At 34.1% G+C, this 16,723-nt stretch carries 15 protein-coding genes and 3 pseudogenes; all 18 read left to right on the top strand.

Annotated elements, in window-relative coordinates; genetic code table 11:
• Positions 1-5 precede the first annotated feature (5 nt).
• Positions 6-710, top strand: coding sequence for a sugar phosphate nucleotidyltransferase (locus HWV01_RS03220; protein ID WP_211674037.1), 705 nt, complete (start codon positions 6-8; stop codon positions 708-710).
• Positions 707-1,576: an NAD(P)-dependent oxidoreductase gene (locus HWV01_RS03225; protein WP_211674038.1), complete on the top strand. Its 870-nt coding sequence runs from the start codon at positions 707-709 to the stop codon at positions 1,574-1,576. Before HWV01_RS03220 ends, HWV01_RS03225 begins: the two co-directional genes overlap by 4 nt.
• Positions 1,573-2,499 (top strand): glycosyltransferase, encoded by a 927-nt coding sequence (locus HWV01_RS03230; RefSeq protein WP_211674039.1) that lies wholly within the window; start codon positions 1,573-1,575, stop codon positions 2,497-2,499. The genes HWV01_RS03225 and HWV01_RS03230 overlap by 4 nt, the downstream gene beginning before the upstream one ends.
• Complete coding sequence (locus HWV01_RS03235) at positions 2,474-3,352, top strand: GT-D fold domain-containing glycosyltransferase (RefSeq protein ID WP_211674040.1); 879 nt, start codon at positions 2,474-2,476, stop codon at positions 3,350-3,352. Before HWV01_RS03230 ends, HWV01_RS03235 begins: the two co-directional genes overlap by 26 nt.
• A complete protein-coding gene (locus HWV01_RS03240; protein WP_211674041.1) occupies positions 3,339-3,998 on the top strand; it encodes a glycosyltransferase family 32 protein in 660 nt (219 codons plus the stop codon). The genes HWV01_RS03235 and HWV01_RS03240 overlap by 14 nt, the downstream gene beginning before the upstream one ends.
• Positions 3,968-4,699, top strand: a complete 732-nt coding sequence (locus HWV01_RS03245; protein ID WP_211674042.1) for a hypothetical protein — start codon at positions 3,968-3,970, stop codon at positions 4,697-4,699. The genes HWV01_RS03240 and HWV01_RS03245 overlap by 31 nt, the downstream gene beginning before the upstream one ends.
• Before the next feature lie 339 nt (positions 4,700-5,038).
• Positions 5,039-5,956 carry an IS5 family transposase gene (locus HWV01_RS03250; protein ID WP_211674043.1) on the top strand — a complete coding sequence of 306 codons (918 nt, stop codon included), beginning with the start codon at positions 5,039-5,041 and terminating at the stop codon, positions 5,954-5,956.
• 72 nt (positions 5,957-6,028) lie between these two features.
• Complete coding sequence (locus tag HWV01_RS03255; protein WP_211674044.1) at positions 6,029-6,505, top strand: hypothetical protein; 477 nt, start codon at positions 6,029-6,031, stop codon at positions 6,503-6,505.
• The gene (locus HWV01_RS03260; protein ID WP_211674045.1) at positions 6,498-7,685 is read left to right on the top strand and encodes a hypothetical protein; all 1,188 of its coding nucleotides are present in this window, start codon (positions 6,498-6,500) and stop codon (positions 7,683-7,685) included. Before HWV01_RS03255 ends, HWV01_RS03260 begins: the two co-directional genes overlap by 8 nt.
• Positions 7,682-8,707 (top strand): hypothetical protein, encoded by a 1,026-nt coding sequence (locus HWV01_RS03265; RefSeq protein ID WP_211674046.1) that lies wholly within the window; start codon positions 7,682-7,684, stop codon positions 8,705-8,707. Before HWV01_RS03260 ends, HWV01_RS03265 begins: the two co-directional genes overlap by 4 nt.
• Positions 8,708-8,913: 206 nt before the next feature.
• Positions 8,914-9,830, top strand: a pseudogene (locus HWV01_RS03270) (IS5 family transposase).
• A 54-nt stretch (positions 9,831-9,884) separates the two neighbouring features.
• Positions 9,885-10,085 (top strand): annotated as a pseudogene (locus HWV01_RS03275) (transposase); the annotation flags it as partial.
• A 365-nt stretch (positions 10,086-10,450) separates the two neighbouring features.
• Positions 10,451-11,506 carry a hypothetical protein gene (locus HWV01_RS03280; protein ID WP_211674047.1) on the top strand — a complete coding sequence of 352 codons (1,056 nt, stop codon included), beginning with the start codon at positions 10,451-10,453 and terminating at the stop codon, positions 11,504-11,506.
• 14 nt (positions 11,507-11,520) lie between these two features.
• On the top strand, positions 11,521-12,342 hold the full coding sequence (locus HWV01_RS03285; protein ID WP_211674048.1) for a polysaccharide deacetylase family protein: 822 nt from the start codon (positions 11,521-11,523) through the stop codon (positions 12,340-12,342).
• A gap of 182 nt (positions 12,343-12,524) precedes the next feature.
• Positions 12,525-13,439, top strand: a pseudogene (locus HWV01_RS03290) (IS1595 family transposase).
• A gap of 477 nt (positions 13,440-13,916) precedes the next feature.
• A complete protein-coding gene (locus tag HWV01_RS03295) occupies positions 13,917-15,047 on the top strand; it encodes a glycosyltransferase family 4 protein (protein ID WP_211674049.1) in 1,131 nt (376 codons plus the stop codon).
• Positions 15,048-15,058: 11 nt separating this feature from the next.
• Positions 15,059-16,039 carry an SDR family oxidoreductase gene (locus tag HWV01_RS03300; RefSeq protein ID WP_211674050.1) on the top strand — a complete coding sequence of 327 codons (981 nt, stop codon included), beginning with the start codon at positions 15,059-15,061 and terminating at the stop codon, positions 16,037-16,039.
• Complete coding sequence (locus HWV01_RS03305) at positions 16,036-16,584, top strand: sugar transferase (protein ID WP_211674051.1); 549 nt, start codon at positions 16,036-16,038, stop codon at positions 16,582-16,584. Before HWV01_RS03300 ends, HWV01_RS03305 begins: the two co-directional genes overlap by 4 nt.
• The last annotated feature ends 139 nt before the right edge of the window (positions 16,585-16,723 follow it).

A 16,723-nucleotide genomic window follows, 5' to 3' on the forward strand; every position in this document is an offset into this window, starting at 1 on the left:
ATGTGATGAAAAGAGCAATTATTTTAGCTGGTGGACTGGGGACAAGATTAAAACCTTATACAGTGTCCTTACCGAAGCCTCTGATGCCTGTAGGGAAGTATCCAATTTTAGAAATTGTCATAAGACAATTAGCTAATGCTGGTTTTAGTCATATTACGTTAGCTGTTAATCATCAAGCTGACATAATAAAAGCCTTTTTTCAAAGTGGAGAGAAATGGGGTGTTAAAATTGACTACTCATTAGAAACTGAACGACTTGGAACTATGGGGCCTTTAACTATTATTAATGACCTCCCTGAAAACTTCTTAGTCATGAATGGCGATGTGTTGACTAACATTTCTTTTGATGATCTATATCAAACTCATATTCAATCGAAGTGCAACTTTACTATTGCATCAAAAAAGCGGGAACAAGTGAATGACTATGGCGTGCTTGATGTACTAGATAATAAGTTAATAGGGTTTAGAGAGAAGCCTATTTCTACTTACCAAGTAAGTATGGGCGTTTATATATTAAGCCGAAAGGTGATGAAATATATGCCAGCCCAAAAATATTTTGGGTTTGATGAATTAATGTTGAAAATGTTGTCAAATGGTGACGCTGTCAACATTTATGATTTTAAGGGTGACTGGCTAGATATAGGTAGACCTGATGACTATGAAGTTGCTATTGATGAATTTGAAGATAATGAAAGAAAGTATAATCTATGAGAACTCTTATTTTAACTGGAGCAGAAGGTTTTATTGGGCGTGAAATTTTACCCGAACTTCAAAAAACATTTAATGTAATATCTTTGACTAGAAAAAATTTTGACCTATCGTCATCTAAATATTGGGAAATGCTTGAAAAGGTAGATACAGTTATTCACCTGGCTGCATTAACATCTGTCGAAAAAAGTTGGAATACACCAGAGTATTATATTGAAAATAATACTTCGATAACTCTGAATGTTCTGAAATATTGCAGGATAAACAAAGTAAAATTGATTTTTATTAGCAGTTATATGTATGGAAATTCTAAAGAATTGCCTGTAGATGAAGAGCAACAGCGAGTAGCAAATAATCCATATGCGTTATCAAAAAAAATTGAGGAAGAAATTATTGAGTTCTATACAAAATATTATGGTGTGGATGCTGCAATACTTCGCTTGTTCAATGTGTACGGTCCAGAACAAAGCAACAGTTTTTTACTTGGACAGATGATTGAGCAGGCATGTAAGGAAAAAAAAATAGTTGTTAATGATATACGTCCTAAAAGAGACTATGTTCATATCGCAGACGTGGTGTCAGCTATTATATGTATTATCCGACCGGAAGAAAAATTTAGGGGCGGGGTATATAATATATGCAGTGGAACATCTTTTTCAGTAAAAACGATCGCTCAAAAAATTGTAGAAAATTTGCCATACGCTGTGGAAATAATAAACAAAGACATACATCGAAAAAACGAAATTATGGATAGTTTAGGTTCATATGAAAAAATCAATAAGGATTATGGTTGGGAACCAATAATATCAATTGAAGATGGTATCAGAGGTATGTTGAATTCAAAAGTTAAGAGCCAAGATTTATTATGAGTCTTTCAATTGTCATTTCTACTATGGGAAGGCCGGCAACCTTATATAGGATTATCGAATGTTTAAGTCGGCAAGACTACCCAATAGAAAACATTATTATAATTGAAGCGTCCGGTTTTCAATGGGAAATGGATGTTTTTCCACTACAAAATATTCGTGTTGAGTATAAAAAAGGATTGTCTTTACTTGGCGCTAGAAAGTACGGGTTGAGCTTGACTTGTTCAAAATACGTAGCTTTTTTAGATGATGATATTATCATTGATAATGATTATTTGTCTTCTGCTGTTGGTTTTCTAGAAGGTAATTATAACTACAACGGAGTTGGTGGTACATATGAAGATAATTTTACAAAAAACAGATCGAAGTTATCTACTTTAATCGGTAAGTTCTTTTTCATATATGGTAATGGTCGTTCTAATAGTCTAATTAGTTCGGGATGGGCTGATTATGTACGCCTAGAACATGCGAGTAAAGAGAGTGATGCTGAATGGCTTTTTGGTTGTAACGGTGTTTATAGGGCTGAAGCTTTAAATCGCTTAAATAATGAAGAAGAAATGGTTAAATGGTCATTCTTAGAGGATGTTATTCTTGGGGCTAAATTAACTAATGAGTATGGTATAACATTAAGAATATTACCTAATTTAAACGTTATACATGCACCTGAAGAAACTAGCGGAGATTACAACATACAGACTCTACGGATGAGGGTGTTATATAGACATTTATATTTTCGTAACATTTTACAAAAAAGAAATATATTCAAGTATTGTTTTTCAATGTTGGGCAATATTTTATTGTTGGGTAAAAGTAGCATTTCAATTGACAACTTTATAGAAATTGCAAAAGTCTATAGTTTCTTAATTGTTAACTGGAAAAAAATGGATTGGGATAAAGTAAATGAATATATCATTAAGAAAGATTAGTATTTTTGGAAAGTTTCCGTTTATAAAGCTTCAACAGATTATTGATAACCCAAAGTATCTTTTACATTTAATAATTAAAAATATTTGGTATAAATTTGACAGAAAGGATTATAGCTCAAAGTATCAAAATATTGACATATTGGAGCCGAATGAAACGTTAAAAATATTGGTTTCTAATCATTGTTCTTTTGCACGTTTCTCTGATGGTGAGTTTGATATATTAACAGGTGCGGGGATATACCCACCTGATTCTAACTGGTCTCAACTGTGGAGCTCAGAATTGGAAAAGAAACTAAAACAAGTGTTATCATCAACTGATGATCGGCTATTTATTGCAGTCGATCCTAAAGAAACGTTTCTGTCGACAAAAGAAAAGCAACATAAGATACCTTTTGAGTACAATATGTGGATTGACATGAAGAGAATGATGTGGAAATTTCTTCATGAAGGAAGACAGTATGGGCATTGTCACTTATTTATAAAAAAAAATGCACCAGACTTTGAATGGGATATATTTAGAAATTATGTCGAAAATTACGATGTTATAGTAGTTACGGGAAATACCAAAGCTATTAAACATTTAAGTATTGGTAATACGACTTACTTTATAGATGTTGGTACTAATGATGCATTCTCTAATTTAAATGTAATTGAGGGGAGAGTATTAGACTGTATTAAAGGAAATAAGTTAGATAAAAAAAATACAATAGTGTTTGCTTCATTAGGTCCAACAGCTTGTATCCTAGCACATGAACTTTTAAGTTATGATATAAGAGTTTGGGATACGGGGCATATGTTCGAATTTGCGGATAAAAAATTTATGGAGGAAGTATTTAAAAATGAGCGTGCCTAAAATAATACATCATATTTGGATTGGTAGTTCTGAATTACCAGAAAATGTGAAGAAATGTATTGAATCATCTAATTTCCAAAATAAAGACTATCAGCATATCCTACATACGGATTGTGATTACAATATACTACCTCCATTTATTAAATACTGTTATGACAAACAACTTTGGGCATTTGTATCTGATTATCTGAGATTTAAATATCTGTTCGAGGACGGAGGGATATATTTAGATACTGATATGTATGTACTAAGGGATTTTAGCGATTTTCTTGATGCTGATTTTTTTTCAGGGTACAACAGAGAGAAAAGTCATATATATTGTGGGATAATTGGTTGTGAACCTGGTAACTCAATAGCTTTACAAGCTATGAAATTTTACGAAAATTATAATTCTTTCGATTTAATAACATCACCAGAAGTACTGAGTAAGGTTTTTTATGAATATAAAACATTACAAAGTAAAATATACTCAAGTAACTTTTTTTACCCTATTTCTAGCGAAGAATCGTATGATATTTTAGATCTTCACTCTTCTTACACAACTCATTTATGGGATGAAAGTTGGGTCAAGTTTGTCGGGTTAAGAAGGGTTTTACGGAGACTCGGAATTATCAGATGTTATCACAAATTAAAAAAGTGTATATGAATCAAGAAATATATAGAATCATCTTAGAAGATGGAATATTTGAAAAAACATTCCTAAATTTAACATTTGAACAAGTGAACCAACTACTCGTACATTCAATGGACGTTAGTACATCATTAAGCGATGTAAAAGGTGTTATATCTCCTGTTTGTATTGAGCAAAATGGAAAATCTATTCGATATTCACTTCATGAACTAGGGGTTTCATTTTCAGATCTAATATATGAGCATGACTTTGCTAATCTAATTGAAAAATCTGCTGAGATATTAAGTGCTATACATAAGGTGGATGGGTTGATGCATTCAGACTTTGTTTTACATAATCTATTTAAAAATGCGGATCAAATATATGTTATAGATTCGAACCCTCCTGCGCTGTTAGGTTTTAGAAAAGACATGTTATACGGTGAGCAGAGGCATGATGTCTTTTCATTTTTACATTCTATTATGGATTCTAAAGGTATGAAGCTGACTCTTTTGAATCCATTTGGATTTTTTAAATACTCTAACGTTTTTTTAGATCGTTATGGTTATAGATTTAGGTTTAGAGATATAATAATGCTTTTGAAGTATGTGAATAATGTCAGAATATTTCGGAAAAAAGCGGGTAGAAATCAACTTTTAGCTAAACTCAGTTTACCTATAATATATTTATTTTTAATGATTTGTTTAGGGCTGAGGATTAATGTGTTTAGTAAATAAACTATTGAATCATGTCACTATAAAATTACATAGAGACATAAGTTCATATCCCAGTGATACTGATTTTCGTATCAGATTTAAAAGGATAGGCGATGTTGATTTGTTTTTGAAAAAATGCGATGTTTCGTTGGTAGAGAGGCGTGATGGCGTAATAATCGATGTGATTTATGTAAATGCCAACTGCATATCTTGGATGTTAAGTATAATTGCGCCGTGTATTTCTCTCAGTTTTCATCAATATGGTTTCTCTAAATTGGAAAGGCCTTGTTGACTAAATCAGGGAACCTTTCGTAAATCTTGTGATCAGATCATTATCACGGATTTAAAAAGGTTCACTTAATGGGTAAGTCGAAGAACAAAATCACAAATTGGCCAGAGTATAATCGTGCGTTAACTCAACGTGGCTCGATTACATTTTGGGTCGACGACTCTGCGATAGAAGCATGGACTTGCACTAAACACCATGGAAAGCGTGGTAGAGGATTTCAATTTTCTGACGTGGCGATTGAAACTGCGCTAATGGTGAAAGGTGTATTCTCTCTGCCGTTACGCTCATTACAAGGCTTTATCGATTTCATTTTTTCTCTGATGAATGTGCCACTACGTAGTCCCAATTATTCGAGTATTAGTAAACGAGCCAACACGGTTGAAATTAAATATCGTAACCCATCGAGAGGTGCTATCCGACATATCGCTATCGATTCGACGGGCTTAAAAGTGTTTGGCGAAGGTGAATGGAAAGTGAAGAAGCACGGTAGTGAAAAGCGTCGAACGTGGCGCAAGCTCCATCTTGCGGTCGATGTTGTTACTCATGAGATCATTTCTGCCGAAATGAGCCTCGTTAATGTCGGTGGCAGTGAAGTGTTACCCACTTTGCTAAACCCTCTGCGTCGACGGATTTCAGAAGTTTCAGGTGACGGTGCGTACGACACTAAAGAGTGTCATAAAGTGCTTAAGCAAAAAAAGATAAAACCACTCATCCCACCACGAAAAAATGCAGGGTTATGGGAAACGGGACATCCGAGAAATGAAGCTGTAACGGCACTCAAAGCGGGCGAACTGAAACAGTGGAAAATCGATACTGGCTACCATGATAGATCGTTATCGGAAACGGCGATGTATCGGTATAAAACGCTCACGAGCGGCACACTATCACTTCGTTGTTACAATGCTCAAGTTGGCGAAGTCTATGCCAATGTCAAAGCGATCAACAAAGTCATTAGACTAGGAATGCCTGAAAGAAAGACAAGTATTTAGATTTTGATAGAAAGGGGATGATCAAACCTCTAGCTGATTTGATCAACAACGCCAATTGGAAATAGAAAGCTAATGGGAAATATAAGACTCCATCAATTTGTCGGATGTTTATGCCAAAGAAAAACGGATAAATTTAGTTACCCCTTTCATAAGATTAATATCTACATGGGATATTGGTTTTTTAAGTCGCAATTGTTTTATAATAAATTGATAGGTCTTGAAAGCCCTTATAATAGTGTTTCATATGTTTTTGACGATTTTATTAAAACATTTAGAGTAGCTATTTATAAGTTAGGTGGTTTTGTCGTAGCCGTTGATTGGTTTCCTGATACTGATGGTAATATTATTAAATCAGGACCGTTGGTTCTTTTGATTAAATTATCATTCCAATGTATTAAAAAATTAAATGTAATAATACTGTTGTTTTCGTCACTAGAAGAGGTTTCTTCGAAAAAGCAGAGGCTTTCAATTGAGAAAGTAGATAATATACAAAAAGCAATAATCAATTTGGCGGGTGCGAACTTGATGGTGATTAATTCAGATGCATAAATTATTTGGGATTAATATTCTTACGTCTATATGTTCAGTTTCTATATCTTTAGGTTTTACATTATTTTGTTCTAGATTTTATTCAATTGAAGAATTTGGTGATTTACGTTATGTAATGACTTTGATTCCTCTCGTCGTCATAGCAAGCCTTCCTGGGTTTGATAGTGTAGTCTTGAAAGCAGGCTTTGATAAATCTCGTATCAAACTTGTTGATATTGTAAAAGTAAAATTTACTTCATCAGCTTTTATTTGTGCTGTTATATACTGTTTAATAGAATATGGGTATGGGGGTGATAAACAATACTTCATTGTTTTACAATATGTTTTATTATTAATCCCATTGTATGAACTGTTTAGTTCATACAAGAATTACTTGATTGGTCGTGGTTTTTCACGTCAGGCTGCAAGTGCATACTTCACATCAAAAATTGCAAGTGTTTTACTTTTTTACATTTTGTTATTAGTGGTGTTTCTATTTGATTTAGAATATATTTATGTCATACCATCATTCCTTATTTCGTTGATTGTTCCTCAGACTGTGATTTATTTTAGAATCCTACGGTTGAAAATATTTCTGCTAGATTGGAAGTCTGTTCCGTCTCGAACACTTTTATTAAGTGGCGCCTCTAGTACTGTTGCCGGAGCTTTTACTACATTAGCTTTTAGTATCGATAAACTTATGGTATTTCAGTTTATGGGTGCTCAATATCTAGCTTTATACAGCATACTTATAATGGTGCCTCAAGAAATAGCAAAGTTAATAGATTCATTTATACCATATATTTATAAGTCGTTAGAAAAATATAAAATAGATAAGCTCGATAAAAGAGTCGTTTTTATCTTTTTATCAATCTGTATGTTTATACCGGTATATATATTTACTTTCTCAAATCTGTCTGGCTTTGTGTTTGGTAAGGAATTTGTATATGGCTATGTAGATATTTCCTTATCTACTATATTAATAATGACTCAGTCAGTAGAGTTTTACTTCACTCAAAAAATATATTTAAATCGAGGTGCTAAATTATTTATTTATCATTCCTTGGTAAATAATGTAATTACTTTTTCTCTTATGTATTTGTTGGGTGGTCTCTTCGGGATCAGTGGGTATCTTTCTGCTTTGGTTATAAAAAATGTATTACTTAGTCTTATGACTAAATTGATTCTGGATAAAAAATGATTTTTTACAATAATCCATATCGATATGGCCCGAAATTAATAATAGTTCTGACATTTTCTCTGTTGATTGTAAGTGTTTTTAACTATTTTTTTTATTATGAAAGTACAGAAGCTGTTAGTAGTTCAATTCGGTTGTTTGCTGAAGCAGTTATAATTGTTCTTGTGATAAAATATAAATTAGTAAATTTTAAGTGTTTAGTAAATTTTATTGTATTAGTTTCAGTTCTTAATTCCCTTGTTGTTATTTTACAAGTTATAGAAAGTCTCGGTTATATAAGTACCAATCTTAATTCTCTAGTGGATTTTTGGGGGGTGGAAAATGAACTTATGAGGAAGCCTGGTTTTTTAAATTCAATCCTAACTAGCTCTTACATTATATTTTTTGGACTGGTTTTAAATCTTATGTATCAGCCGAAAATTTTTAAATATTTTATCATTATACAATTATGTGCATTGTTTTTTTCAGCAAGAACATTCTTGATGCCTATTTTTTTTATGATACCGATTTTCTTTATTTTTAAATTTTCTTTTAGATTAAAACTTAAGGTATCTATTTTTTTATTTTTTTCATATTTTCTTGTTAGTTTTGTTAATGCAGAGCTTATACAAAATTTAGTATGGCACTTTAATGAGAGAGTTTTACCTGCGTTTAATGTAATCTTTGGTTTGGATTTGAAGGCGGACTATAGTTCAAGGGATTTGATTTCCCACTACAGACTCCCCACATTTTCAGAATTTATTATAGGAAATGGTTTTCCTCGATATTCTGAACTTGGAGGGGCTGATCCTAGTTATACTCGATGGTTATTACAGGCTGGATTTTTGGCGTTTAGTTTGGTTTTTCTTCTCAATTTAATGTTACTGTTTTTCTTATCTTACAAAAAGTCAATATATAATATTTTACTCGGTTGCGTTCTGTTCATAACTCCGTTAAAAGGAGAGTTAACAACAGCAACTTTGTTATTCTCTATAACGTTTCTTTACGCTTTGCTCGGGGCTAAGAATGAGTTTTCTACTGAATGACCGATACTTACAGGGGCCGATCATGAAGATCCCTTATGTGGCAAGAGTTTCAAAAGGGTGAGAAGTTAATCTAATCCTATCGAAGCTAATCATTTTGTGTAATATTACAAATTTGACGGTTTTATACGGCCTTGTTGACTAAATCAGGGAACCTTTCGTAAATCTTGTGATCAGATCATTATCACGGATTTAAAAAGGTTCACTTAATGGGTAAGTCGAAGAACAAAATCACAAATTGGCCAGAGTATAATCGTGCGTTAACTCAACGTGGCTCGATTACATTTTGGGTCGACGACTCTGCGATAGAAGCATGGACTTGCACTAAACACCATGGAAAGCGTGGTAGAGGATTTCAATTTTCTGACGTGGCGATTGAAACTGCGCTAATGGTGAAAGGTGTATTCTCTCTGCCGTTACGCTCATTACAAGGCTTTATCGATTCCATTTTTTCTCTGATGAATGTGCCACTACGTAGTCCCAATTATTCGAGTATTAGTAAACGAGCCAACACGGTTGAAATAAAATATCGTAACCCATCGAGAGGTGCTATCCGACATATCGCTATCGATTCGACGAGCTTAAAAGTGTTTGGCGAAGGTGAATGGAAAGTGAAGAAGCACGGTAGTGAAAAGCGTTGAACGTGGCGCAAGCTCCATCTTGCGGTCGATGTTGATACTCATGAGATCATTTCTGCCGAAATGAGCCTCGTTAATGTCGGTGACAGTGAAGTGTTACCCACTTTGCTAAACCCTCTGCGTCGACGGATTTCAGAAGTTTCAGGTGACGGTGCGTACGACACTAAAGAGTGTCATAAAGTGCTTAAGCAAAAAAAGATAAAACCACTCATCCCACCACGAAAATGCAGGGTTATGGGAAACGGGACATCCGAGAAATGAAGCTGTAACGGCACTCAAAGCGGGCGAACTGAAACAGTGGAAAATCGATACTGGCTACCATGATAGATCGTTATCGGAAACGGCGATGTATCGGTATAAAACGCTCACGAGGGGCACACTATCACTTCGTTGTTACAATGCTCAAGTTGGCGAAGTCTATGCCAATGATCAAAGCGATCAACAAAGTCATTAGACTAGGAATGCCTGAAAGAAAGACAAGTATTTAGATTTTGATAGAAAGGGGATGATCAAACCTCTAGCTGATTTGATCAACAACGCCCCTTGACGTTGGTATGAATGAAGACAGTTGCAGGATTATACGAGGCGAAGGTGGAGAAAATTTGGCTGTAATTAGACATATTGCATTAAATTTATTGAACACCGATAAGTCGTTTACAGCAGGACTTAAAAGAAAACAAACAAAGGCTGGCCGAAATAATGAGTACCTATCTCGGCTCCTTGCTGGGAGCTGGTCTTCGTAATCTTGCCCTGTGATGCCGACTCTTATGCAGATTGCTATTTGGAGGTGATTGTGCCTATTTTTTTAATACTTTAAAAAGTTGGAATGTTGTGAAAAATTAATTTTTAGAAGATGTAAATCTAGAGGGGTAAATCAGAAGTAAACTCGGGGGTAGTCTCAGGTTACTTAACTAATTAAGTTTTATCCTTGGTCCAGTCATATTTGGTGGAGACTATAATAGATAGTGGTATTATTATTTAAAATAGAAGCGATGAATCTCTGCGATTTTATAAATATGTAATTTCGTTTTAAATATGAATGATATAAGTTGGAAGATACTAATGAATATATCATTTCGTAAATTTTTCTTTGGGGTGTATTAATATTGTGATAAAAAATTGTTTACAGATACTTTTGGCCATTGATGGTGTTGTTCAGCACAGTCAATTAAAAGAAGCTCCGGGTGATATCGATATATACGTACCTCCTTTGAAAATGAATAATGCTGCAGCAATATGTGAAGAGTTTGGATTTGTTTTTCAAGTTAAAAATATCAATCAGTGCGTGGCTTTAAAATATGAAGACGCAAAGTTATATATTTTTGATTTGGTGAGTAACTACAATATGTTAACTTTCGATCTATTTGACTTTACTATATCAGATGTAGGAAATACTCGACTTGGTCAGGACCCTATACTTGCCAAAAGATTAAAGAGATTCATCAATAAGGATATGTTCGATGATTCTGATGGGCGTTTGGTATCTTTCTTTAAAGACAGTTCAAATTACAAATCTTCACTTGATGGGGAAATTTGTGGACTTAACTTGATATATAAAAAAATCACGAAGAATCGTATTATTTATAGGGTTATAGCTAGTCTTAAATATCGCTATTCGAGATTAGGGAAAGGTAAATCTTTTGCTTTTATTGGCCCAGATGGCTCAGGGAAAAGCTATATTATTGATTTATTGCAACACTCTAGCGTATCAAAAAAACAGTATATGGGGGATTGGTTCTTTTTCCTATTACCTATATACAAACTATTATTAAAGATTCCAAGTCCCTACAATAGATTTGTATATATCTTATTCTTTATAGAAAATTATTTACGTGGGATAAAAGTACGTTTATTTAGAATGTTAGGGGTAACTGTATTAATCGACCGATTTCCAGGAACGAATAGATCATCTATACATGCAACAGGTTCTCTTAGTAAAATAAATCGGCTTTTTTATAAGCTATCAATCAAGCCAGATTATTTTGTTGTACTTTATGCTGAACCAGAAATCGTTTATGGACGGAAGCAAGAGTTATCTGTTCATGAAATTGATCTATGCCAAAAGTCGATATTAAATGTTGTTAAATTTGATCGGCACATTGTTTGCAATACAGAACAGTTAGATATTAGTCTTAATAATATTTTAAAAATCATACATTCTTAATTTGGTCGTTTATTATGAAAAAAGAAATTAGAAACTTTATTATTGGCTCATTATATGTTGTAGCTGATTTTATCTTTAGGGGCTTGCATAATAAAAATATTGGTAAGACTAGGATTATTGTATTTCATCATATTGATAGTTTAGATATTTTTGAATCGTTAATATCAAAAATATCTCTTAAGTATAATGTTATTTCTTTTGAAGATTATGTTAGAGGAAATATATCTAAATCCAAGGTCAATGTCATTATTTCACTAGATGATGGTTATGAATCTTGGTATTTATATGGTCTTCCAATTTTTAATAAATATAACATAAAGCCAATATTATCTGTTAATTCTGATTTCATAGGGTTAAATGTATGTGATGCTAAAGTTTATTGTAAGAATAATATAAAAACCTGGCAAGAAAACTCGTTAGATTGGGATGAACTTAGGGTTTTGTATGATAATGGAGCTATGATATGTGGTCATTCATGGTCTCATATTGATATGATTTCAAACGCTCTGACCTTTGAGTGTAAAGTGGGGAATATTCAAAAGGACAAAAATAGATTGGAAGAAAAAATTGGAACTGATATTGACTGTTTTACATATCCTTTTGGCCGTTATAATAGTGAGTCCTTATCTATAGTCTCAAATCTTGGGTTTAAGTTTGCATTTACGTCAGATTCTAACTTTATTAGCCCCGATAATTTCCCCTATCAGATACCCAGAACCAATATTGGCATGAGAAATCATTTTGTTGCTTTTGGCTACATTGAAGGTTGGGGGGAATGGCTTACTAAACAAGCTTCGAATATAAGGAAACTAAGTGCTAACAGGGGGGAATCATGATGACCCTATATTTGGTAGGGCTTCATAGAACAAGCTTGATTAATTATTTCAGTTTTGAGTAGCTTGAAGAATCTGGCCAATACTTATTAGTACATAAGATAGTACATAAGAAAATCTGATGACCACTAATGCTCAGCCCTCGTAAACTATACTTAAATGAGTGTAGTAATGAGGTTTAGGTCATAGCTAGAAATAAAATACAGTTTCAAAACGGCATATCGAATAAGTTGGCCGATGGGTTATCGATGTCCTAATTGTGACCACAACAAGTGCTGTAAACTAAAATCGAGAGCGCTGTATCAAAGCAATAAGTGTCATTTTCAAACTTCATTGATATCTGGAACACTTTTCGCTCACTCTAAGTTGCCACTAACAACTTTGTTTCTTGCAATATATCTTGTAACGCAAGAAAAGAACTGTATCTCAGCGCTTGAACTATCAAGGTTACTTGGTATTTCGTATAACGCGACTTGGCGGTTAAAGTAGAAGTTAATGCAAGCAATGAAAGAGCGAGATGATGAAATACAATTAATTGATTATGTCCAGATAGATGATGCTTACTGGGGAGGCGTAAGACGTGGTGTTAGAGGCTGTGGCGCCAAAGGAAAACGCCCCTTTATTGCAGCTGTATCAATCAATGATGAAGGTCATCCGATTGGTATGCGTTTTAGCGCTGTAGATGGATTCAACAAAGTAGAAATAACGCGTTGGGCTAAAGTCACCTCACACCGAAGGCGATTGTTATTTCAGATGGTCTAGCGTGCTTTCGTGCGGTTAAAGATGCCGAGATGCTACATCTTACAGTCGTCACTGGCGGTGGTCCAGATATTGTTGAGTGGCCTTACTTTAAATGGGTTAATACAATGATAAGTAATGTTAAAAATTCAATGCACGGTACTTATCATGCTATTAACCAAAAGCATTTACCTTGATATTTGGTAGAGTTTTGCTTGAAGTTTAATCGACTGTTTAATTTAAAAAATATGCTTGAGCCGTTAATCGTATCAAGTATTCGAACGGCACTGATGCCTCAACGTCTGCTTAAGCTGGCTGAGGTTCGGTGGTTATCAGATAAGAAAAAGGACTCTGGCGAATAGAAATTCGATTATCTTTAGTCATACAATATACTTCAGTGTTTGGCTAAATTGCTTTGACTGACCATAATTAACGACGGTTGGCATAGTCGCTTTGATACGACAAGTTGGTAATGTAGTACCCTGCGATATTGCGATAAATAATATATCATTCCAGTAATACTCAATTAGGTATAGGTGCTAGGCGCTACTTGTTCATATTGGTCTATAGGATTATAACTGCATTGCGTCTCGATGCTGGCATGAATGAAAATGAATTGTTTAATGCAGGGCTAAAAAGAAAGTAAACAAAAGTAGGAATAAATAACTAGTACCTACCACTAATCCATACCGGTGGGGAACTTTGCAATCTTGCCCTGTTTGGATATTTGTTATTAACGAGTGTTGTATTTTTTAGTTTAGTTGTCTAAATGTAAAAAATATTGATAAGTTAGCTTTAAAATTTGATGTTGTTATCAGATTGATACTAATGAGGTTATAGTGAAGGTTTTATATATAGTCAATTCATCTTCTTTTTTTTGTTCTCATTTCTTAACTCTTGCAGAATCAGTCAAGAATGAGGGTGCTGAAGTATTTGTTGCGGCAGGAGATAAAGAAAAAAGAACTGAACTGGTGGATAGGGGGTTTAATTTTGTTGAACTAACCCTTTCTAGAAAAGGGATAAATGTATTCTCTGAAATTTCTTCGATAATTAATCTGCGTGGAGTTATATGTAGAATAAAGCCAGATATTGTACATGCCTTTACTATTAAACCAGTAATTTATTCTGGGCTAATCAATAGAATGTTCCGTGGTATAAGGGCTCCATTACATATTGCTTCAATTACAGGTTTAGGTTCGGCATCTTTATCTCGGAGTTTTCAAGGTAAGTTGTTGTGGATGCTATTGAAGCAGGTATATAAGTTGTCTTTGGGTCTTTCAAATGTAAAGGTAGTATTTGAAAATAGAGACGATTTGAACCACTTCGTGCAATTAGGCATCGTGTTGGATTCAAATGCATTTGTAGTTAATGGTGCTGGTATTGATACGTCATTTTTTTGTCCTCCTGAATCTAGAGAGATTGAACCATTGAAGGTCGTTATGGTTGCTCGCTTTTTAAAAGATAAAGGAGTTAGAGAGTATATCGATGCGGGTAGAAAAATCAAAAAGAACAACATCAATGCTCAATTGCTGCTCGTGGGCTCTATTGATGAAAATAATACATCTTCCTTGTTACAATCGGATATCGATTTAGCTCATCAACTTGGATACGTAGATTGTTTAGGACAGCGAAACGATATAGCAGCGATTTATCAAAAATGTAATGTAGCTTGCTTACCTTCTTATAGAGAAGGGTTACCTAAGTCCCTCATAGAGGCCGCTGCTTGTGGTGTGGCAATTTTGACTACTGATGTACCTGGCTGTAGACAGATGATTTTTGATGGTAAAAATGGCGTCTTATTTGAACCCCAAAATTCTGATAGTATTGTTAGCTTAATATCAAAATTAGTCGAAGAGCCAGATTTGGTCCGTCAAATGGGGGTTGTTAGTAGAATTAAGGCGCTAGAACTTTTTGATCACAGTTCGATAATTAAGTCTTTTTTTGATATTTATGATTTTAATAGTAAATAGGTTTCTAATTTATGACAAAGAAATTTTTAGTTACAGGCGCTAATGGATTTGTAGGTAAAGCGGTTTGTTCTTTCTTACACAACTCAGGTTACGTTGTTCAGGGAAGTGTACGGAACCGCAACAGGCAAGAGTACTGGCCGGTTAACGAAATCGCTGATATTGATTCTAACACTGATTGGTCTAAGCTATTGACTGGGAAAGACTACGTAATACATTGTGCCGCCCGTGTTCATGTTATGAATGATGAATCTAGCAATTCGTTGAATGATTATCGTGAAGTCAACACTGTTGGTACAATGAATCTTGCACGGCAAGCTATGGAATCTGGAGTTAAGCGTTTTATTTTTGTTAGTTCGATTAAAGTAAACGGAGAACTTACCCGATTAGGAAAGCCTTTCACATCAAGGGATAAACGAACACCTGAAGATTTTTATGCCCAATCCAAATCCGAAGCGGAAAAGCAATTATTGGAACTAGCAGAACAAACTGGATTAGAAGTTGTGATCATTCGCCCTACATTGGTTTATGGTCCAGGTGTTAAAGCAAACTTTGCTTCGTTGATAAATTTAGTATCCAAAGGATTACCACTTCCATTTGGGTGTATTACTAAGAATAAGCGTAGTTTGGTATCAGTTAAAAATTTAGTCGATTTAATTATAACTTGTATTGATCATCCCAATGCTGTGAATCAGGTGTTTTTGGTTTCTGATGATAATGACGTGTCTACAGCTTCAATGATTAATCAGATGTCTAAAGCATTAGGTAAATCGAATAGAATATTTCCCATGCCTTTGTGGTGTTATTATTTGGTGGGTAAAATATTTGGCAAACAAGACATAGTTAAACGTTTATTAGGCTCTTTACAAGTGGATATTTCACATACTAAAGAAACATTAAACTGGATGCCGCCTCAAACACTTGAGGACGGTTTTAGAGAGACTGCGGAAGCATTTTTGAATAATAATAAGATAATTAAAGAGATAAATAAATGACTCGTGTTTTAGACATTCTAGCTGCTTTTTTTGGCTTACTTTTTTTATGGCCAATTTTAATTTTTGTTGTAATTATTGGCTTATTTGATACAGGTTCTCCAGTTTTTATTCAAACCCGTGTAGGGAAAAATAAAAAACCGTTTCAATTGATTAAGTTTAGAACTATGTCTATTGAAACCAAATCAGTGGCGAGTCACTTAGCTAATAATGCATCTATTACTAAGATGGGTGGCTTCCTTCGTAAAACAAAAATTGATGAGTTACCGCAATTAATTAATGTGTTAAAAGGTGAAATGAGTTTAGTTGGTCCTCGACCTAATTTGTTTAATCAAGATGAATTGATTAAAGAACGTGATGCATTAGGGGTATATGATGTTTTACCTGGTGTGACGGGTCTAGCACAGGTACAAAATATTGATATGTCTACACCTGTACTGCTAGCTAAAACTGATAAGAAAATGATAGATACTCTTAATGTTAAAGATTATTTTAAATATATAGTAATGACTGTCACGGGCAGTGGTTCTGGTGATGCAGTTAAATAACCATTTCTAGCGTTATAGCCTAAATCAATGGTCGCTATGTTTCGATGAATTTAATTCAGCTAACATCTTGGCCATTTTATTATTTCGCGTTACTTTACGAGCTAAATTCATTGTGATTTATTTTAATTTGGAACAACAA

Origin of the sequence: Moritella sp. 5, assembly GCF_018219455.1 — a bacterium.
GTDB lineage: Bacteria > Pseudomonadota > Gammaproteobacteria > Enterobacterales > Moritellaceae > Moritella.